Genomic DNA, 18,998 nt, shown 5'->3' on the forward strand with positions numbered 1-18,998 from the left:
TTGAGCAAGCGCCACGGGACGGATGTGGACAACTCACCGCCCGCGCGACTCGAAATGCTGTGCATTTGAACGGTGAGGGTGCCGCCGAGGCCGTCTGGACAAGGCTTTTCGGTGATCGCCGGATTTCAGTGGGCCGATGCTCGAACCGTTTCTGCCGATGTGCCGATGAACGCTTCTTCGCGCGATCCGTTGTGGATATCCGCGCACCTGAACGAATCGCCGCCCTGTGCATTGCACCGGTGAGGATGACCGGATGCCGCGTAATGCATGAAGAGGGTTGTGGATAACCGACCCGCCGAACGACGCGAAATGCTGTGAAATTGAACGGTGAGTGTTGATGCCCGATCATGCGATGCGCGTGCTCTGGCGCGGTTTCCCGACCTTGGGGGTGGTTCGGGGCGCCGCGCATTCTAGCCGAACGCGCGAATGCGTGACCGAGCCGTGCGTGCGCGACGACGTGGATATCCGGTTCCGGAAGCCACTCGAAGGGCTGTGCATTCTAACGGTGAGTGCCGGTGCGTGGTCCGCCACGAGCAGATTTCATCGCGCAAGTCGGTCTCCTCGAGCGACTCGACACGCTGTGCAATTCAATGGTGAGCGCGAGCACGCGATCGACAGACGGCAGGCCACGATGCGGCCGTTCGGCCGACAACGCCGTCGGAAGCGCCATGCATTTCAGGCTCGGGTGAGAGCACGCGATCGAAGGCAATGCGGATTCCAGTGTGGATATCCGGCCAACGAAACGACTCGACGCACTGTGTATTTCACAGGTGAGTGTCAGCACCGATCGGGCTGCGTACCGATGCCGACGCGGACTCCCGGTCGTCGCGGCTCACGGGAATGCACGTCCACGGCTGACCAGCGGATTCGCGCCCATGTGGATATCCGTCTCTCCAACGCACTCGAAGGGCTGTGGTTTTCAACGGTGAGGGTGCGCGCGAAGCCCGACGGCGATGCCGATTCGGGCGTGGACAACTGCCACCGTAGCCACTCGAAGGGCAGTGGTTTCCGACGGTGAGGGTGCGCGCGAAGCCTGACGGCGATGCCGATTCGGGCGTGGATAACTGCCACCGCAGCCACTCGAAGGGCTGTGGTTTTCAACGGTGAGGGTGCGCGCGAAGCCCGGCGGCGATGCCGATTCGGGCGTGGACAACTGCCACCGCAGCCACTCGAAGGGCTGTGGTTTCCGACGGTGAGGGTCCACGCGCGACCGGGCGGCAGTGCCGGTCTGGACGTGGGCATCGGCCACAGCAGCCACCCGAAGCCCCGTGTATCTCGACGGTGAGTACCGGCCTGCGATTGAGCAGCGTGCGTGTGCCGACGTGGAAATCCAGCCGGCGAACCCACTTGCGATCCCGTGTATCCGAAAGGTCAGGGTGAACAGCCGATCGACGAAACGAGCCGAACCCGATGTGGATATCCACCGCTAAAACCCACTCGCCGCGCTGTGAATTTCAACGGTGAGCGTCGGCGCCCGAGCGAACCGGATACCGATTCCGGATGTGGATATCCCGACCTCGACGCCACTCGAAACACTGTGCATTCGAACGGTGAGCACCCGAGCCCGATCGGCTGAAGGGCGCGGCATTGTGGACATCCCGCGCCCCCGATCAATCGGAACGCTGTGCATTCCAACGGTGAGGGTGACTGCATCCAGCCGCCCAAACCCTTGTCACGCGGGGCGCGAGCGCCCGCCGCCGTGCCGGCGGGGGCCTGCGGACGCGCACCGGCTTTCCCGGCAAACCGTCCGCCCGTCCCGACGCCCCGCCCATCCCGCTCCACGCCGCGCGCGAAAACTCTCTCAAATCCGGATGAAAAGCTGCGCAGTTTTTCTCGCTGCGAGCCCGTCCGAGCAAGATGAGAAAAAACATTCTCGTCTGCGCGCGAAAAAATAGAGCTATTCGCTGCCGGCGCCCACGCGTCGCCCGACGCCCCGCCGCGCAGCCCAGAACAGCATAATCAGGAGATATCCCCCATGACCGCCCGCTTGCCTGTCGACGGCACGCCTGCCCTGTCCGACTACCGCCTGACCGACAACCTGACCGCGACGCGCGGCCGGATCTTCCTGACCGGCACGCAGGCGCTGGTGCGCCTGTTGCTGATGCAGCGCGCGGCCGACATCGAGCAGGGGCTCGACACGGCCGGCTTCGTCAGCGGCTATCGCGGTTCGCCGCTCGGCATGGTCGACCAGCAGCTGTGGAAGGCGCAGAAACTGCTCGACGCCAGCGGCGTGCGCTTCCTGCCCGCGATCAACGAGGAACTCGGCGGCACGGCCGTGCTCGGCACGCAGCGCGTCGAGGCCGATCCCGAGCGCACGGTCGAGGGTGTGTATGCGATGTGGTACGGCAAGGGCCCGGGCGTCGACCGCGCCGGCGACGCGCTGAAGCACGGCAACGCATACGGTTCGTCGCCGCATGGCGGCGTGCTCGTCGTCGCGGGCGACGACCACGGCTGCGTGTCGTCGTCGATGCCGCACCAGAGCGACTTCGCGATGATCGCGTGGCACATGCCGGTCGTGAACCCGGCGAACATCGCCGACATGCTCGAATTCGGCCTGTACGGCTGGGCGCTGTCGCGCTACTCGGGCGCGTGGGTCGGCTTCAAGGCGATCTCGGAAACGGTCGAGTCGGGCTCGACCGTCGACCTCGACACGCTGCAGACGCAGTGGCCGGCGCCGGCGGGCTTCACGCCGCCGGCGGGCGGCCTGCACAACCGCTGGCCCGACCTGCCGAGCCTCACGATCGAGGCGCGCCTCGCCGCGAAGCTCGACGCGGTGCGCCATTTCGCGCGCACCAACAGCATCGACAAGTGGATCGCGCCGAGCGCGCAGGCGAACGTCGGCATTGTCACTTGCGGCAAGGCGCATCTCGACCTGATGGAAGCGCTGCGCCGTCTCGACCTGACGGTGGCCGACCTCGACGCGGCCGGCGTGCGGATCTACAAGGTCGGCCTGTCGTATCCGCTCGAGATGACGCGGGTCGAGACCTTCGTCGACGGGCTGGCCGAAGTGCTCGTGATCGAGGAGAAAGGCCCGGTCATCGAGCAGCAGATCAAGGACTACCTGTACAACCGCACGGAAGGCGCGCGCCCGCGCGTGCTCGGCAAGCACGACGCTGCCGGCGCCTGCCTGCTGTCCGAGCTCGGCGAGCTGCGCCCGTCGCGCATCCTGCCCGTGTTCGCCGAATGGCTCGCGCGGCACAAGCCGGCGCTCGACCGCCGCGAACGTGTCGTCGATCTCGTCGCGCCGCAGATCCTGTCGAACGAGGCCGACGCGGTGAAGCGCACGCCGTACTTCTGCTCGGGCTGCCCGCACAACACGTCGACGAAGGTGCCGGAAGGCTCGATCGCGCAGGCCGGCATCGGCTGCCACTTCATGGCGTCGTGGATGGAGCGCGACACGACGGGGCTGATCCAGATGGGCGGCGAGGGCGTCGACTGGGCCGCGCACGCGATGTTCACCAACACGAAGCACGTGTTCCAGAACCTCGGCGACGGCACCTACTTCCACTCGGGCATCCTCGCGATCCGCCAGGCGGTCGCCGCGAAGGCGAACATCACGTACAAGATCCTCTATAACGACGCGGTCGCGATGACGGGCGGCCAGCCGGTCGACGGCAGCATCTCGGTGCCGCAGATCGCGCGGCAGGTCGAGGCGGAAGGCGTGTCGCGCTTCGTCGTCGTGTCCGACGAGCCGGAGAAGTACGACGGCCATCACGGGCAGTTCCCGGCCGGCACGACGTTCCATCACCGCAGCGAGCTCGACACGGTGCAGCGCGAGCTGCGCGAGACGCCGGGCGTCACCGTGCTGATCTACGACCAGACCTGCGCGGCCGAGAAGCGCCGCCGCCGCAAGAAAGGCGAATTCCCCGACCCGGACAAGCGCCTGTTCATCAACGACGCGGTGTGCGAAGGCTGCGGCGACTGCGGCGTGCAGTCGAACTGCCTGTCGGTCGAGCCGCTCGAAACGCCGCTCGGCCGCAAGCGCCGCATCGACCAGTCGTCGTGCAACAAGGACTATTCGTGCGTGAACGGCTTCTGCCCGAGCTTCGTGACGGTCGAAGGCGCGGCGCTGAAGAAGGCCGCGGGCGCGGCATTCGACGAAGCGGCGCTCGCCGCGCGCGTCGATGCGCTGCCGGTGCCGGCGACGCATCTCGACGCGGCGCCGTTCGACATGCTCGTGACGGGCGTCGGCGGCACGGGCGTCGTGACGGTCGGCGCGCTGATCAGCATGGCCGCGCACCTCGAAGGCAAGAGCGCATCGGTGCTCGACTTCATGGGCTTCGCGCAGAAGGGCGGCTCGGTGCTGTCGTTCGTGCGGATCGCGTCGAGCGACCGATGGCTGAACCAGGTGCGCATCGACACGCAGCAGGCCGACGTGCTGCTTGCGTGCGACATGGTCGTCGGCGCGAGCGCCGAGGCGCTGCAGACGGTGCGTCACGAGCGCTCGCGGATCGTCGTCAACACGCACCGGATCCCGAATGCGTCGTTCGTGCAGAACCCCGACGCGAACCTGCATGCGGACGCGCTGCTCGAAAAGATGCGCCATGCGGCCGGCGACGGCTACCTGTCGAGCTGCGACGCGCAGGCGCTCGCCGCGAAATTCCTCGGCGACTCGATCGGCGCGAACATCCTGATGCTCGGCTATGCGTGGCAGCTCGGCCTCGTGCCGGTGTCGCTCGCCGCGATGATGCGCGCGATCGAGCTGAACAACGTCGCGGTGCCGATGAACAAGCTCGCGTTCTCGATCGGCCGGATGGCGGCCGGCGACGCGGCGGGCCTCGATGCGTTGTGGAACGCGCGTCATACGGTGGCCGTGCATGCCGCGCTGGAGACGCTCGCCGAGCTGATCGCCGATCGCGAAGCGCGTCTCGATGCGTACGGCGGCATGCGCTACGTCGAGCGCTACCGTGCGCTCGTGAACGCGACGCGCGCGAAGGGCGACGATGCGCTGACGCGCGCGGTCGCGACGACGTTCTACCGGCTGCTCGCGGTGAAGGACGAATACGAGGTCGCGCGGCTTTACGCGGACGACGCATTCCGCACGGCGCTCGAGGCACAGTTCGAAGGTGTGCCCGGGCAGACGTATCGCGTGAAGTTCAACCTTGCGCCGCCGACGGTCGCGAAGGCCGGCAGCGACGGCAGCGCGCCGAAGAAGCGCGTGTTCGGCCAGTGGATGTGGCCGGTATTCGGGATGCTGGCGCGCGTGCGCAGCCTGCGCGGCACGTGGCTCGATCCGTTCGGCCGCACCGTCGAGCGGAAGATGGAGCGCGCGCTCGCCGACGATTACGAGACGACGCTCGCGCGTGCGCTTGCCGCGCTGACGGCCGGCAATGCGGAGCAGGTCGCGCAGCTGGCCGACCTGCATGCGCGCGTGCGCGGCTTCGGTCACGTGAAGGTGCGCAACCTGGCCGGCGTAAAGCGCGCGGAGCGCGAGCTCGCGCTGCAGCTCGGCATCGATGCGGCGACGAGCGCGGCCGTGCAGCGTGCGCTCGACGAGATGAAGGGCGCGGGCATGCTGAAGGGAATTCCGGTCGTCGTCGCGAAGTAACGCGAACGCGGGCGGATGCGACAACGGCGACGCCTTCGCGTCGCCGTTTTTTCATGGGCGGCTGCTGCGTCCAGGCAGCCGCCGGCCCGTCAGAGAATGCCTTTCTTGCGCGTCGACAGCGCGGTCTCCGACAGGTCGATCTCGCGGATCAGCTTCGTCAGCGTCTCGTCGGAAATCTTGCTGTCGCTGCGCAGCCGGTACAGCGCGGAGCGTTCAGCGCGCACGGCCGCGATCCGCATCTGCAGCTCCATCGTCTCGGCCTGCTTCGCTTCCGCGCGCGGCGTGGGGCCTTCCTCGGCGAGCGTGGCGAGCCGGCGGCGGTACTGGTCCATCACGCGCGCGGAGATGTCCGCGCAGCGCGCGGCGCCCGATTCGTCGAGATCGGTCGAGATCGCGTCGTGCGACGAGTCGATCGCGCGGATCGCGGCCTGCGCGGCGGCGGCGCGCGCGGTGCGTTCCTCGTTGCCGAGCGGGCTGCGCGACGAACGCACGCCGCGCAGCAGCAGCGGCAGGCCGATCACCGCGACGACGAGCGAGCCGAGGATCACGGCCGACGCGACGAAGATCGCCGTGTCGCGCCCCGGCAGCGGCGCGCCGTCGGACAGCGCGACGGGAATCGACAGCACGCCGGCAAGCGTGACCGCGCCACGCACGCCGCCGACCGTCATCACGGCGATCGTGCGCACGCCGGCCATCGTGCCCGCGAGGCCCTGGCGCGCGGCGCGGCGGCTCGCGAACCAGCGCAGCAGCCAGACCCACAGGAAGCGGATCGCATACAGCGCGATCATCATCGCGCCTACGTTGAAGATCATCCGGCCGACGAGCGCGTCGCTCGTGTGGTGCGCGTCGACGAGCGTGCGGCCGATGATGTGCGGCAACTGCAGCCCGAGCATGATGAACACCATGCCGTTGAACACGAACTCGATCATCGCCCACGTGCTTTCGGCGCGCACGCGCGACGCGACGGTGCTTTTGCGCGAGAAGCTCGTGTAGTTCATCATCATCCCGGCCGATACGGCCGCGAGCACGCCCGACAGGTCGAGGTGCTCGGCGAACAGGTAGGCCGCGAACGGCACGAGCAGCGTCATCACGATGCCGGGGGCCGGATCGCCTTCCTGCTCGGCGTTCAGGACGCGCGTCGACAGCGCACTGAACGCCCACGACACGATCGCGCCCGTCGCGAGCCCGCCGGCGGCGACGATCACGAACGTGATCGACGCGTCGCGCAGCGAGAACATGCCCGTCAGCGCGGCCGCGATCGCGAACTTCAGCGCGACGAGGCCCGACGCGTCGTTCATCAGCGCCTCGCCTTCGAGGATGTGCATCAGTTGCGGCGGGATCCGGCCGCGGCCGGCGATGCCCGACAGCGCGACCGCGTCGGTCGGCGACAGCACGGCCGCGAGCGCGAACGCGATCGGCAGCGGCAACTCGGGAATCAGCCAATGCGCGAAATAACCCACTGCGAGTACCGTCATGAACACGAGCCCGAATGCGAGCATCAGGATCGCGCGGCGCTGCAGGTACAGCTCGCGTTTCGGAATCCGCCAGCCGTCCGCGAACAGCAGCGGCGGAATGAACAGCAGCATGAAGATTTCGGGATCGAACGTGACGTGCAGGTTCAGCTTCGGCCACGCGAGCATCGCGCCGAACGCGATCTGCATCAGCGGCAGCGGCAGTTGGAACGGCAGGATGCGCGTGACGGCGCCGGACAGCGCGACGGTGAGCAGCAGGATCAGGACGGTGAAGACGATTTCCATCGATACGGCGAATACGGGGAATGAAACGATCGGACGGAGTGTAGCGTGCCGGCGTGACGGATGCGCTCGAGCGGCCGGTGCGCGCGCACGAGAATGGTGCGTCCGACGTGCGCCGCGGTGGTGCGGCAGCCCCGTGCGCCCACGCGGCGCACGGGTTGTCGGCACCTCGCACGGAGCTTGCTTGAGGTTGGTCAGCCGCCCGGCATCGACCGGGCAACCGAGGGTCCAACCATGACATTGCGCGCGCCGTCCGTTTCGTCGGACGGCGCGCTCGAGTGCATCACCAGGAGGAAGGCATGACGATCGTGCAACAGGAGCGTCCGCCCGCCGCGTCGCCGTACCGGTTCGAGCGGGAGATGAGTTCCGGCCTCGAACGTCTGGCGACGCAGCATCGCGACCTGACGCTCACGAGCGTGTTCCAGCCGATATTCAGCCTGTCGCACCAGCGTGCGGTCGGCTACGAGGCGCTGTTGCGCGCGCACGATGCGCTCGACCGCGCCGTGTCGCCGCTCGACGTGTTCGGCGAAGCCGCGCGCCATGGCGAGCTGCTGCAGCTCGACCGGCTCGCGCAGGCGCTGCATCTCGAGAACTTCGCGCTGCTCGGCGCCGAGCGCGAATGGCTGTTTCTCAACGTCCATCCGGGCGTGCTCACCGACCCGTTCCAGGCGGCCGCGCTGCTCGCGAACCTGAAGCGGCTCGGCATGCCGCCGCGCCGCATCGTGCTCGAAGTGCTCGAACAGCGCGCGGACGACGTCGAGCGGCTCGCCGAGGCCGTGCGCGAATTCCGCGCGCAGGGCTTCCTGATCGCGCTCGACGATTTCGGCGCGGGCCACTCGAATCTCGAACGGATCTGGCAACTGAACCCGGACATCGTGAAGCTCGACCGGATCATGCTGTCGCACGCGGCACACCGCACGGGGCTCACCGCGATCCTGCACGGGCTCGTGACGCTGCTGCACGAGGCCGGCAAGCTCGTGCTCGTCGAGGGGATCGAGACCGAGCACGAGGCGCAGATCGCGTTGTCGTGCGAGGCCGATTTCGTGCAGGGCTACTACTTCGGCCGCCCGGCGCCGGGGCTGCCCGACAGCGCGGCCGCGACGGGCTGCATCGGCGAGCTGACCGAGCGCTTTCGTCAGCAGACCGAAGCGCGCGAGCGGCGCGACACGCAGCGGCTCGCGCCGTACCTGCGTGCGTTCGAGCGTGCGGCCGAGCGTCTCGCGGCCGGCGAGCCGCTCGACGAGGTGTGCTGGAACTTCCTCGCGCTCGACGCGGCGGCGTGCTGCTTCCTGCTCGACGCGCAGGGCCGCCAGTCGGGCCGCAACGTCGTGCTGCGCGCCGACCGCGCGCTGAGCGAGGCGCGCTTCTCGCCGCTGGCGGACGCGCAGGGGGCGAACTGGCTGCGCCGGCCGTATTTCCGCACGGCGATCGCCGAACCGGGGCGCGTGCAGGTCACGCGGCCGTACCTGTCGATCAACGAGGCGCAGCCGTGCGTGACGCTGTCGGTGGCCGTGCGCGTCGGCGATGCGCAGCGCGTGCTGTGCGGCGATATCGACTGGACCGACGACGAAGCGGAAGCCGGCTAGCGGCGTGCGCACGGCAGGCGGCGACCCTGACGCCCGGCGCCGGCCGGCCGTTGCGTTCGCCGCGTGCTTCCCCGACAATGGCGCGACCGCGGCCGTCGTGACCGCGATCGCGCCGTCCCGGGGGCCACCATGGCGGCGAATAAAAGGACAACACAATGAAAAGACCGATTTCGCTGACCATCGTCGCGTGGATCATCATCGTGACCAACGCGATCACGTGCGTCTATACGCCGTTCTCGATCGGCATGCCGACCACCCAGGCACTGCTGTCGCACTACCTGCTGCCCGTCTGGGCGACGCTCGGCATCGGCGTGATCCTCGAAGCCGCGAACGTCGTGATCGGCATCGCGATCCTCAAGGGGCGCGAGTGGTCGCGCAAGGCTTACGTCGCGACGGCCGTGTTCGGTTTCGCGTTTTCGTTCGTCAACATGCCGGCGTCGATGTTCGCGGTGCTGATTCCCGGCTTCCTGTTGTTCGCGCTGTTCATCTACCTGCTGTTCCGGCGCCCCGCGACCGCGTATTTCCGTCAGGCACTCGCGTGAGCGTCGTGCGCAACGGGCTCGCGATCGTGCTGTTCGCGATCGCGGGCTGCTGCGTGATCGCCGCGCAGATGGTCGCGTTCATGAAAGTCGGCCAGGCGGGCGCGATGGTCGTATTCGCCGCCGTGCTGTTCGTGTTGTCGACCGTGCTCCTGGCCGCGGGCGCGTTTGCCGGCGCATTCCGGCCGCGTGCGCGCGGTGCGGGCATCGCGCTGCTCGTCGCGACCGCGACCACCGCGTTCGGGGTCATCGGCTGGGCGTCGTTCCTGCTGGCGCCCGGGTTCGTCGACGTGATGCAGCAGCAGGGCGTGGACATGAATGCGCGGATGTTCCGGTTCGCGCCCGGTGCCGTCGTGACCGGCCTGTCCGCGCTGGCCGGCGTGTGGCTCGTACGGCGACGCTGACGCGTGCGGCGGCCGGCACGCTGGCGCCCGTCGCGCGGCTCGGCTAGGATGCGCGAATTGTCCAGACGATTCGCGGGCCGCCCATGAACCGAAACGCTGCTTCTTCCGTCCTCCTCGAAGTGATCGCCACGACCGTCGGCGATGCGAAGGCCGCCGCCCGGGCGGGCGCCGACCGCCTTGAACTCGTGACCGCGATCACCGAAGGCGGGCTGACGCCGAGCGTCGGCCTGATCGAGGCCGTCGTGGCCGCCGTGCCGATTCCCGTCAACGTGATCGTGCGCCCGCACAGCCGGTCGTTCGTCTATGACGCCGACGACCTGCGCGTGATCGAGCGCGACGTGCGCGCGGCCGTCGCGGCCGGCGCGAACGGTGTCGTGTTCGGTGCGCTCGACGCGCGCGGCGACGTCGATCTCGGCGCGCTGGCCCGCATCGCGGCCGCCGCGGACGGGCGTGCACTCACGTTCCACCGCGCGTTCGACGTCGCGCGCGATCTCAACGCCGCGTTCGACGCGCTGCTGCGCGTGCCGGCCGTCACGTCGGTGCTGACCTCGGGCGGCCATCCGTCGGCACTCGACGCGGTCGCGACGATCACGCGGCTGGTGCGGCAGGCGGCGGGCTCGACCTGCACGGTGCTGGCCGGCTCGGGACTCACGATCGACGCGGTCGGCGATTTCGTCCGCGCCACCGGCGTGCGCGCGGTGCATTTCGGCTCGGGCGTGCGGCCGCGCGGCGAGGTGCTGGCGCCTGTCGATGAACAGCGTGTCGAGCGCGTGCGCGCGGCGCTCGACGGTGCGGCGGCGCACGTGTGACGCGCACGGCGGCCGCGACCGCACGCACCGGCACGACATGCCGGGACACCATCCCGGGAGAGGGCCACATGGCGGACGCCACGCACGACACGCCGGACGGCGCGGACGATGGCGGCGCGCCGGCGCGGGCGCGGCCTCGTCACGTATTCCGCACGAACCAGGTCCGCTTCGCGGCGCCGAGCAGCGCGCGATAGACCACCCACGACACGACGAAGGTCGCCGGCGCCGACAGCGACGCGGCGAACCCGGTCGCCTGGTTCAGCACGAGCCCCGCGAGCGCGCCCGCGAACCATGCGGTCAATCCGCCCGGATTGAACACCGGTACATGCGCGTCGCGGCACTCGACGTCGTCGCCGACGAGCTGCCCGTAGTGCGTCGACAGGATGTGCGCGAGCGCGACGCCGACCCACGCGACGACGAAGATGCCCTGGTACGCGAGCGCCTGCAGGATCCGCGAGAAGATGTCGGCCATCATCAGCGCGTAGACGACCGCACCGACCACGAGCGCCCACACGTACTTCGGCGCGCGCAAGCCGGCGACCTTCTGGAAGAACGCCTGCATGTTGACTGTCGCCAGGTAGTAGTTGGCGGTATTGATGCGCGACTGCGTGACCCACACGAACAGCAGCCCCCACACGCCCATCAGCTTCAGCAGCGCGAGCACGACCGATACTTCCGACAGCGTGCCGAGCCCGGGAATCGTGCTGACGAGATAGATGCCGGCCGCGCCGTTGACGAGGAACGTGACGAGATAGAACGGCATCCCGAAGTTGAAGCGGCCGTGATAGCGGGCGTCCTCCTTGCGGCCGAAGCGCGCGTAGTCGAACGTGAACATCATCAGCACCCACACGCCCATGTAGTAGACGAAGCACTGCCACCAGCCGCCGGCCGGCGCGCCGCCCGGCGGCCCGAAATCGAGCCAGGCGGCGTGATAGCCGTACTCGGCCGTCGCGAGCCCGACCGCCGCGAGCAGCCCGAGCAGGTAGAACGGCAGCAGCACGCCGTTGAACTTGTCGAGCCAGTGCTGCACGCTGCCGAACACGAGCGGCACGCTGTAGCAGACGACGATCAGCGCGGCCCACTTGTAATCGAGCGCCGGAAACTGGTGATGCGCGGCGACCGCGATCACCGAGCCTTCGAACACCGCGTAGTAGATCGCCGTCGCGAAGAAGATCAGTGTCGCGAGTGCCGCCCCCGCGCTGCCGAACAGCACGCGAGAGAACAGCGCGACCGACAGGCCCGTGCGGATCGCGTAGCGGCTGATGATCGAATTGACGATGCCGTACGACACCACCGACAGCGCCATCCCGATCAGCGCGTTGCGCGCGCCGTAGGAGAGCGCGAGCGTCGCGCCGACAACGATGTAGAACACCGCGCTGCATACGGCCCACCACGCCATCGTCAGGGAAAAGGGCGGCATGCGCGCGTGATCGGGAATGGCGAGCGTCGACAGGTCGAGATCCTCGTCGGTGCGGGCCTGAGCCAGGTTGGCCATGAGCGTGCTCCTCGATGAGCAAAACAGCTGACGACGTCTGGGCCGCGGCTCATGCGATCCGCGGGGTTGCCCCGACGTCGGGCGGGCAACCGGTCCGGCAGAAATGGCGCGCAAGCGTCCCCGCCGCGCCGCGCGCGGCCGCACGGGCGGGAAACGGAAGCGAAGGATGAAAGCGGCGGGCGGCGAACGGCGCCCGGCACGAAGGCCGGGCGTCCGGCGCTCAGTCCTGCAGCACGGCGCGCAGTAGCGCGAGGCGCCGCTGGTACTCGCGGCGCGCCGCGAGCGCGTCGGCCATCGTCACGCGCACGAAGCGCGCGCGATGGTTCGGCTGCATCTGGCCGATCAGGTCCATGTCGGCGCTGATGACCGTGCCGATCGTCGCGTAGCCGCCGCCCGACACCGCGTCGCGATGCAGGATGATCGGCTCGAGCCCGGCCGGCACCTGGATCGAGCCGATCGGATAGCACGCGTCGACGATGTTCGACGGATCGGCGCCCGCGCCGAATGGTTGCTCGCGCGGCCGGAACTGCAGCGGGCGCCCGTTCTTGTAGCGGTAGCCGATGCGGTCCGCTTCGGGCGCGACCGTCCATTCGTCGTCGAAGAACGTGTGTGCCGATGCGTCGGTCAGCCGGTAGTGGTACAGGCCCGTCAGCACGCGCAGTTCGACCTGGCTGTCGAGCGGCCGGCTGACCGACGCCGGCAGTTCGCGCCCTTCGCGAGGCGTGCCGCGTGCGGCGCCGATCGGCAGCCGGTCGCCCTTCTGCAGACGCCGGCCCGCGTGGCCGCCGATCGCGCCGAGCGCATAGGTCGAGCGGCTGCCGAGCACGACCGGCACGTCGATACCGCCCGCGACGGCCAGGTAGGCCCGCGCGCCGCCCTTCACGTAGTTGAACGACAGCACGCTGCCCGCGCGGATCCGCAGCGCGACGTTGCAGCACTGCCCGACGCCGTCGATCTTCGGCGTCATCTCGGCGCCCGTGACGGCGACGAGCGCGTTCGCATGGAACAGCAGCTCCGGGCCGAGCAGCGTGCATTCGAGCACGGCCGCCTGTTCGGGATTGCCGACCAGCAGGTTCGCCGCGCGCGACGCGTACTGGTCGAGCGAGCCCGACGGCGGGATGCCGACGTGGTAGTAGCCTTGCCGGCCGGTATCCTGGACCGACGTCGCGAGGCCGGGTTTCACGACCTCGATCAGGTTGTGCGCGTCAGCTGGCATGCAGCACCTCGACGAGAGAGCGGTTGTATGCATCGGGATCGCTCAGGAACGCGTCGAGCGAGAATTTCACGGGGGACACGCGCAGCGAAAAGGTGCCCGCTTCGACGGCCGCGACGGCGGCGTCGTACGCGTCGCGATCGATCGGCTGGAACTTCACGATGTCGCCGGGCCGGAAGAACACCATGAAATCGCGCAGGTAGTCGAGCCGCTGCGCGGGATCGAAGATCGGCGCCGGCGTCACGCCGAACATCTGGTAGCCGCCCGCGCCGCGCACCGAATAGATGCAGCCGAAGCAGCCGCCGTGGCCGACCGTCAGCTTCGGCGTGTCGGTGCGCGGCCGCAGGTACTTCGGCACTTCGAGCTGGCGCTCGCGCTCGACCATCTGGTACATGAACGGCAGGCCCGCGACGAAGCCGACCATCGACACGAACCACGGCGAGCCCGAGTGCGCGGCGATGAAGGCGTCGACGTCGCGCTTGCCGTTGATCCGCGCGGCATATTCGAGATCGGTCGACGACGGGTCCTGGTGACGCTCGCGAAACCGCATCAGCGTCTCGTGCGTCCACGGGTCGTTGTAGAGCACCGGCACCTCGATGATGCGCGTGTCGAGTTCGAGCGGCGTGTCGCCGACGTCGGCCTCGATCGTCTCCAGCAGCGCGACGAGCGTGTCGGGCTCGATCACGTCCGGGTCGTAGCGCACCTGGTAGGACGCGTTCGCCGGGCAGATCTCGGTGATGCCCGGTACCGCGCGCCGCCGCAGCTCGCGCGTGATCGCCGTGCCCTTGAAGAATGCGTCGAGCGACATCGCTTCGCTGATCTCGACGAACACGAACTCGTCGCCGCCGAACGTATAACGGGTCGTCACAGGGCCTCCCCGACGCGCGCGGCGCCTGCGGTTTCGTGCTGCCGGGCGGCGGCCGTTGCGGCCTCGCGCCATTGCGGCATCCATGCTTCGAGAAAATTCGTGTGATAGCGGGCCGCCCGCACGTCGTTGTCCTCGAGCAGCGCGGCGTGCAGCGGCGCGGTGGTCTTCAGGCCGCCGACGTGCAGCTCGCCGAGCGCGCGAGAGAGACGCCGCAGCGCGGCCGCGCGGCTCTCGTCGTGCACGATCAGCTTCGCGAGCAGCGAATCGTAGAACGGCGGCACGACGTAGCCCGGATAGAGCAGCGAATCGACGCGCACGCCGGGGCCGGTCGGCCACACGAGTTCGTCGATCCGGCCTGGATTCGGGCGGAAATCCTGCAGCGGATCTTCCGCGTTGATCCGGCATTCGAGCGCCGCGCCGCGCATCGCGATGTCCGGCTGCGCGAACCGTAGCGGCTCGCCGTCGGCGATGCGCAACGTTTCCCGCACGAGATCGATGCCCGTGATCGCCTCGGTCACCGGATGCTCGACCTGGATGCGCGTGTTCATCTCGATGAAATAGAACTCGCCGCGCTCGTCGTCGAACAGATATTCGAGCGTGCCTGCGCTGCGGTAGCCGACTTCGCGCGCGAGGCGCGTGGCCGACGCGCACAGCGCGTCGCGCTGCGCCGGCGTGAGTGATGGCGACGGCGCTTCCTCGAGGATCTTCTGGCGGCGGCGCTGCAGCGAGCATTCGCGCTCGAACAGATGGACGACGTCGCGGCCGTCGCCGAGCACCTGCACCTCGATGTGTCGCGCCCGTGCGATGAAGCGTTCGAGATAGACGCCGCCGTCGCCGAACGCGGCCTGCGCCTCGCGCTGCGCGAGCGGCAGTTCGGCGTCGAGCTGCGCGGCGTCGTGCGCGACGCGGATGCCGCGCCCGCCGCCGCCCGCGGCCGCCTTGATCATGATCGGATAGCCGATGCGCGCGGCGACCGCGCGGGCCTCGTCGAGCGACTGCACGACGCCGTCGCTGCCGGGCACCGTCGGCACGTTCGCGCGCCGTGCGGTGTCGCGGGCGCGCGCCTTGTCGCCCATCGTCGCGATGACCTGCGAGTCCGGCCCGACGAAGATCAGCCCGGCCGCCTCGACCTGCGCGGCGAACGCGGCGTTCTCGGACAGGAAGCCGTAGCCGGGATGGATCGCGTCCGCGCCGCATTGCCGCGCGGCGTCGAGGATCGCGGCCGGATTCAGGTAGCTCTTGGCCGCATGCGATGACCCGATGTGGATCGCTTCGTCGGCCATGCGCGCGGCGAGGCTGTCGCGGTCCGCGTCGCTGACCGCGGCGGCCGTGCGCATGCCGAGCTCGCGCGCTGCGCGGATCACGCGCACCGCGATTTCACCGCGGTTCGCGACCAGCACGGTCTTGATCCGCGACGGGCGATAGAACGTGTCGGGGGAGGTTGTCGGCTTCATCGTGTCACCCCTCGATCCGCATCAGCACCTGACCTGCGTCGACGGGCTCGCCGTCCTCGACGAGCAGCTCGACGACGCGACCGGCCGCATCGGCTTCGATCTCGGTGAACTGCTTCATCACTTCGACGAGGCCGATCACGGCGCCGGCAGCGACCGTCGCATCGACCGCGACGTAGTAGTCCGCATCGGGCGACGGGCGCCGGTAGAACGTGCCCGGCAGCGGGCTGACGATATCGTGCAATGCCATCGTGCGTCTCCTTGACTCGGTATCAGTGATGGGCGGCGAGCGGTCGCGGGCCCGCGGTCCGGATGCCTTCGCGGACCAGCGCATCGCGCGTTGCGCGTACGAGGTCGAGCGCGCCCGGCGTGTCGCTGTGGATGCAGACCGAATCGAAATCGATGTCGATGTCGTCGCCGTCGATCGTGCGCACCTTGCCGTCGATGCACGCACGCAGCACCTTGTCGGCGACCTGGTGCGGGTCGAGGCGCCCGACGCGGCGCGTGAACACGATCGAGCCGCTGCGGTCGTAGTCGCGGTCGGCGTAGAACTCGCGGATCACCGGCTGTTCGTATTCCATGGCCACGCGATAGGTGACCGAGGCTTCCATGCAGTACAGCCACAGGCCGGGGTCGACGCGCTGCAGCGTCTCGATCAGCAGTCGCGAGAACGCTTCGCTGGCCGCCGCGTGCATGTAGAGCGCGCCGTGCGGCTTGATGTGCTGCAGGCTTACGCCGTTGAGCCGTGCGAACTCGCGCAGCGCGCCGAGCTGGTACAGGATGTCGTGGACGAGCGCCTGCGGCGTTTCGGTGATCGTGCGGCGACCGAAGCCGACCAGATCGCGAAAGCCCGGATGCGCGCCGATCCCGACGCCGGCGTCGCGGGCGAGCTGCACCGTGCGCGCCATGATGTTCGGATCGCCGGCATGAAAACCGGTGGCGATGTTCGCCGAGCTGATGAGCGGCATGATCTGCTCGTCGACGCCGTCGCCGATCGTCCACGGGCCGAAACCTTCGCCCATGTCGGAATTCAGGTCGACACTGTGCTTCCTCATACGGTTCGTTCCTCCAGGTTCTCCGGTTTCGCGTGCGCCGAAACCGTGTTGAACGCAGGTTAGCCGTGCGGGGTGCGTCAAAATAGTTCTATTTTTGTATGCAACGGTATCGATTTTTCAGATATCGCGCGATACGACCGCGCAGCGCCGCCGCAGGCGGGTGTGCGCGGGTCGGGTGGCCATGGATTGCCGTCGGCGGGGCGGTTGATATGATGTTTGCCGTGCACCCATCAGTTTTCCACCCGACATGGCCCTGACCCTCAGACAGCTCAAGTACTTTGTCGCGACCGCCGAGCTCGGACAGATCTCGCAGGCCGCGATCCAGCTCACGATCTCGCAGTCGGCCGTGACGAGCGCGATCAAGGAGCTGGAGGAAAATCTCGGCACGCAGCTGTTCCTGCGCACGTCGGCGGGCGTGACGCTCACCGATACCGGGCGGCGCTTTCTCAATCATGCGTACACGATCCTGTCGTCGGTCGACGAGGCGATGCGGATCCCGAATCTCGAAAGCACGCTGACCGGCACGCTCGCGATCGCCGCGAGCTACACGGTGCTCGGCTATTTCCTGCCGCATCACGTGCTGCGGCTGAATACGCTCTATCCGCGCTTGACGATCCACCTGCACGAGCTGAACCGCGAGTCGATCGAGGAAGGGTTGATCGCGGGCCGCTACGACATGGCCGTGCTGCTCACGTCGAACGTGTCGAATCCCGAGCTCGTGCTGGAGCCCGTGATCCATTCGGTGCGCCGGCTGTGGGTCGGCGCGCATCATCCGCTGCTCGGTCGCGAGAGCGTCACGTTTGCGGAGGTCGCGCACGAGCCGTTCGTGATGCTGACGGTGGACGAGGCCGGGCAGACGGCGCTGCGCTACTGGAACGAGACACCGTACCGGCCGAACGTGATCCTGCGCACATCGTCGGTCGAGGCCGTGCGCAGTATGGTCGCGAACGGCAGCGGCGTCGCGATCCTGTCCGACATGGTGTATCGCCCATGGTCGCTCGAAGGGCGGCGTATCGAGACGATCGTGCTGCGCGATCCGGTGCCGCCGATGAGCGTCGGCCTCGCGTGGCGCAAGAACATCGAGCTGAGCCCCGCGATGCACGCGGTGCGCGACTACTTCCGGCACACGTTCATGGAGCCGCGCGCACTGGGCGGCGCGACCTGAGCGGTGCGCAAGGGCGTAAAAAAGCCGGGACGCATCCCGGCTTTTTCGTTGGCGGGCCGGGCCCGCCGGCGGGTGCCGCTTACGCGTTTTCCGACAGCGCGTCGGCCTGGCTCGAGCGGATGCCGAGACGTTCGAACAGCGCGCGGTCGCGCTGCGTCTGCGGGTTGCTCGTCGTCAGCAGCTGGTCGCCGTAGAACATCGAGTTCGCGCCCGCGAGGAAGCACATCGCCTGCATCGCATCGTCGAGCTGCTCGCGGCCGGCCGACAGGCGCACGACGGCCTTCGGCATCGTGATGCGCGCGACCGCGATTGTGCGCACGAATTCGAACGGGTCGAGCGGCGCCGTGCCTTCGAGCGGCGTGCCTTCGATCGCGACGAGGTTGTTGATCGGCACCGATTCCGGATACGGGTTCAGGTTCGCGAGCTGCGAGATCAGGCCCGCGCGCTCGCGGCGCGATTCGCCCATCCCGATGATGCCGCCGCAGCACACGTTGATGCCTGCATCGCGCACGCGGTCGAGCGTGTCGAGGCGGTCCTGGTACGTGCGCGTCGAGATCACCTGGCCGTAGAACTCCGGCGACGTGTCGAGGTTGTGGTTGTAGTAGTCGAGGCCCGCGCCGGCGAGCTGCTGCGCCTGTTCGTCCTCGAGCATGCCGAGCGTCATGCAGGTCTCGAGGCCGAGTTCCTTCACGCCGCGCACCATCTCGGTCAGCGCCGGCATGTGGCGCTCCTTCGGGTTACGCCACGCGGCGCCCATGCAGAAGCGGCTCGCACCGTTCGCCTTCGCCGCGCGCGCGGCATCGAGCACCGTGTCGACGTCCATCAGCTTCTCGGCCTTCAGGCCCGTGTCGTGATGCGACGACTGCGAGCAGTAGCCGCAATCTTCCTCGCAGCCGCCCGTCTTGATCGACAGCAGCGTCGACAGCTGCACCGCGTTCGCGTCGAAGTGCTCGCGATGCACCTGCTGCGCGCGGAAGATCAGGTCGTTGAACGGCAGTGCGAACAGCGCGACGACGTCGGCGACGCGCCAGCGCTGCGGGGCCGGCGCAGCCACGGGAATCGCGTCGGGTTGCACGGCGGCGGTCTGGGCTTGGGTCATTTCGTTTTCCTG

The 18,998-nt window shown here is 68.6% G+C and carries 14 protein-coding genes; 6 read left to right on the top strand and 8 right to left on the bottom strand.

Features of this window, described 5'->3' with window-relative positions:
* The first annotated feature begins 1,975 nt into the window (after positions 1-1,975).
* The gene (locus BFF94_RS22615; protein ID WP_128841729.1) at positions 1,976-5,548 is read left to right on the top strand and encodes an indolepyruvate ferredoxin oxidoreductase family protein; all 3,573 of its coding nucleotides are present in this window, start codon (positions 1,976-1,978) and stop codon (positions 5,546-5,548) included.
* A gap of 89 nt (positions 5,549-5,637) precedes the next feature.
* Here BFF94_RS22615 and BFF94_RS22620 read toward each other — a convergent pair whose 3' ends face one another.
* Entirely contained in the window at positions 5,638-7,305 is a 1,668-nt protein-coding gene (locus BFF94_RS22620; protein ID WP_219139864.1) for a Na+/H+ antiporter, read from the bottom strand.
* A gap of 296 nt (positions 7,306-7,601) precedes the next feature.
* On the opposite strand from BFF94_RS22620, the gene BFF94_RS22625 reads away from it, so the two are divergent.
* From BFF94_RS22625 to BFF94_RS22640, 4 genes are all read left to right on the top strand, one after another.
* A complete protein-coding gene (locus BFF94_RS22625; RefSeq protein ID WP_219139865.1) occupies positions 7,602-8,888 on the top strand; it encodes a sensor domain-containing phosphodiesterase in 1,287 nt (428 codons plus the stop codon).
* Between the two features lie 155 nt (positions 8,889-9,043).
* Positions 9,044-9,430, top strand: a complete 387-nt coding sequence (locus BFF94_RS22630; protein WP_128841728.1) for a hypothetical protein — start codon at positions 9,044-9,046, stop codon at positions 9,428-9,430.
* Positions 9,427-9,831 (top strand): hypothetical protein, encoded by a 405-nt coding sequence (locus BFF94_RS22635; protein WP_128841727.1) that lies wholly within the window; start codon positions 9,427-9,429, stop codon positions 9,829-9,831. Before BFF94_RS22630 ends, BFF94_RS22635 begins: the two co-directional genes overlap by 4 nt.
* An 83-nt stretch (positions 9,832-9,914) precedes the next feature.
* Complete coding sequence (locus tag BFF94_RS22640; protein ID WP_219139866.1) at positions 9,915-10,640, top strand: copper homeostasis protein CutC; 726 nt, start codon at positions 9,915-9,917, stop codon at positions 10,638-10,640.
* A 139-nt stretch (positions 10,641-10,779) separates the two neighbouring features.
* Here the strand turns inward: BFF94_RS22640 and BFF94_RS22645 are convergent, their stop codons facing one another.
* From BFF94_RS22645 to BFF94_RS22670, 6 genes are all read right to left on the bottom strand, one after another.
* Positions 10,780-12,135: a purine-cytosine permease family protein gene (locus tag BFF94_RS22645; RefSeq protein WP_128841725.1), complete on the bottom strand. Its 1,356-nt coding sequence runs from the start codon at positions 12,133-12,135 to the stop codon at positions 10,780-10,782.
* Positions 12,136-12,355: 220 nt separating this feature from the next.
* Positions 12,356-13,351 (bottom strand): 5-oxoprolinase subunit C family protein, encoded by a 996-nt coding sequence (locus tag BFF94_RS22650; RefSeq protein ID WP_128841724.1) that lies wholly within the window; start codon positions 13,349-13,351, stop codon positions 12,356-12,358.
* Positions 13,341-14,216 carry a 5-oxoprolinase subunit B family protein gene (locus tag BFF94_RS22655; protein WP_128841723.1) on the bottom strand — a complete coding sequence of 292 codons (876 nt, stop codon included), beginning with the start codon at positions 14,214-14,216 and terminating at the stop codon, positions 13,341-13,343. Before BFF94_RS22655 ends, BFF94_RS22650 begins: the two co-directional genes overlap by 11 nt.
* Positions 14,213-15,670 (bottom strand): acetyl-CoA carboxylase biotin carboxylase subunit, encoded by a 1,458-nt coding sequence (locus BFF94_RS22660; protein ID WP_219139867.1) that lies wholly within the window; start codon positions 15,668-15,670, stop codon positions 14,213-14,215. Before BFF94_RS22660 ends, BFF94_RS22655 begins: the two co-directional genes overlap by 4 nt.
* Before the next feature lie 4 nt (positions 15,671-15,674).
* Positions 15,675-15,917, bottom strand: a complete 243-nt coding sequence (locus BFF94_RS22665) for an acetyl-CoA carboxylase (RefSeq protein WP_128841653.1) — start codon at positions 15,915-15,917, stop codon at positions 15,675-15,677.
* 22 nt (positions 15,918-15,939) lie between these two features.
* On the bottom strand, positions 15,940-16,722 hold the full coding sequence (locus BFF94_RS22670; RefSeq protein WP_128841654.1) for a 5-oxoprolinase subunit PxpA: 783 nt from the start codon (positions 16,720-16,722) through the stop codon (positions 15,940-15,942).
* Between the two features lie 247 nt (positions 16,723-16,969).
* Between BFF94_RS22670 and BFF94_RS22675 the strand changes: the two genes are divergently transcribed.
* Positions 16,970-17,887 (top strand): LysR family transcriptional regulator, encoded by a 918-nt coding sequence (locus BFF94_RS22675; RefSeq protein ID WP_128841655.1) that lies wholly within the window; start codon positions 16,970-16,972, stop codon positions 17,885-17,887.
* A 79-nt stretch (positions 17,888-17,966) separates the two neighbouring features.
* Here BFF94_RS22675 and bioB read toward each other — a convergent pair whose 3' ends face one another.
* Positions 17,967-18,986 (bottom strand): biotin synthase BioB, encoded by a 1,020-nt coding sequence (gene bioB, locus BFF94_RS22680; RefSeq protein WP_128841656.1) that lies wholly within the window; start codon positions 18,984-18,986, stop codon positions 17,967-17,969.
* Between the last annotated feature and the right edge of the window lie 12 nt (positions 18,987-18,998).

This window comes from Burkholderia catarinensis (assembly GCF_001883705.2).
GTDB classification, from domain to species: Bacteria; Pseudomonadota; Gammaproteobacteria; order Burkholderiales; family Burkholderiaceae; genus Burkholderia; species Burkholderia catarinensis.

What these genes read in the sequence shown, in the direction of transcription:
- BFF94_RS22615 (WP_128841729.1), top strand. Translation starts at nt 1,976, where the DNA reads ATGACCGCCCGCTTGCCTGTCGACGGCACGCCTGCCCTGTCCGACTAC.
- BFF94_RS22620 (WP_219139864.1), bottom strand. Translation starts at nt 7,305, where the DNA reads ATGGAAATCGTCTTCACCGTCCTGATCCTGCTGCTCACCGTCGCGCTG.
- BFF94_RS22625 (WP_219139865.1), top strand. Translation starts at nt 7,602, where the DNA reads ATGACGATCGTGCAACAGGAGCGTCCGCCCGCCGCGTCGCCGTACCGG.
- BFF94_RS22630 (WP_128841728.1), top strand. Translation starts at nt 9,044, where the DNA reads ATGAAAAGACCGATTTCGCTGACCATCGTCGCGTGGATCATCATCGTG.
- BFF94_RS22640 (WP_219139866.1), top strand. Translation starts at nt 9,915, where the DNA reads ATGAACCGAAACGCTGCTTCTTCCGTCCTCCTCGAAGTGATCGCCACG.
- BFF94_RS22645 (WP_128841725.1), bottom strand. Translation starts at nt 12,135, where the DNA reads ATGGCCAACCTGGCTCAGGCCCGCACCGACGAGGATCTCGACCTGTCG.
- BFF94_RS22650 (WP_128841724.1), bottom strand. Translation starts at nt 13,351, where the DNA reads ATGCCAGCTGACGCGCACAACCTGATCGAGGTCGTGAAACCCGGCCTC.
- BFF94_RS22660 (WP_219139867.1), bottom strand. Translation starts at nt 15,670, where the DNA reads ATGAAGCCGACAACCTCCCCCGACACGTTCTATCGCCCGTCGCGGATC.
- BFF94_RS22665 (WP_128841653.1), bottom strand. Translation starts at nt 15,917, where the DNA reads ATGGCATTGCACGATATCGTCAGCCCGCTGCCGGGCACGTTCTACCGG.
- BFF94_RS22670 (WP_128841654.1), bottom strand. Translation starts at nt 16,722, where the DNA reads ATGAGGAAGCACAGTGTCGACCTGAATTCCGACATGGGCGAAGGTTTC.
- BFF94_RS22675 (WP_128841655.1), top strand. Translation starts at nt 16,970, where the DNA reads ATGGCCCTGACCCTCAGACAGCTCAAGTACTTTGTCGCGACCGCCGAG.
- bioB (WP_128841656.1), bottom strand. Translation starts at nt 18,986, where the DNA reads ATGACCCAAGCCCAGACCGCCGCCGTGCAACCCGACGCGATTCCCGTG.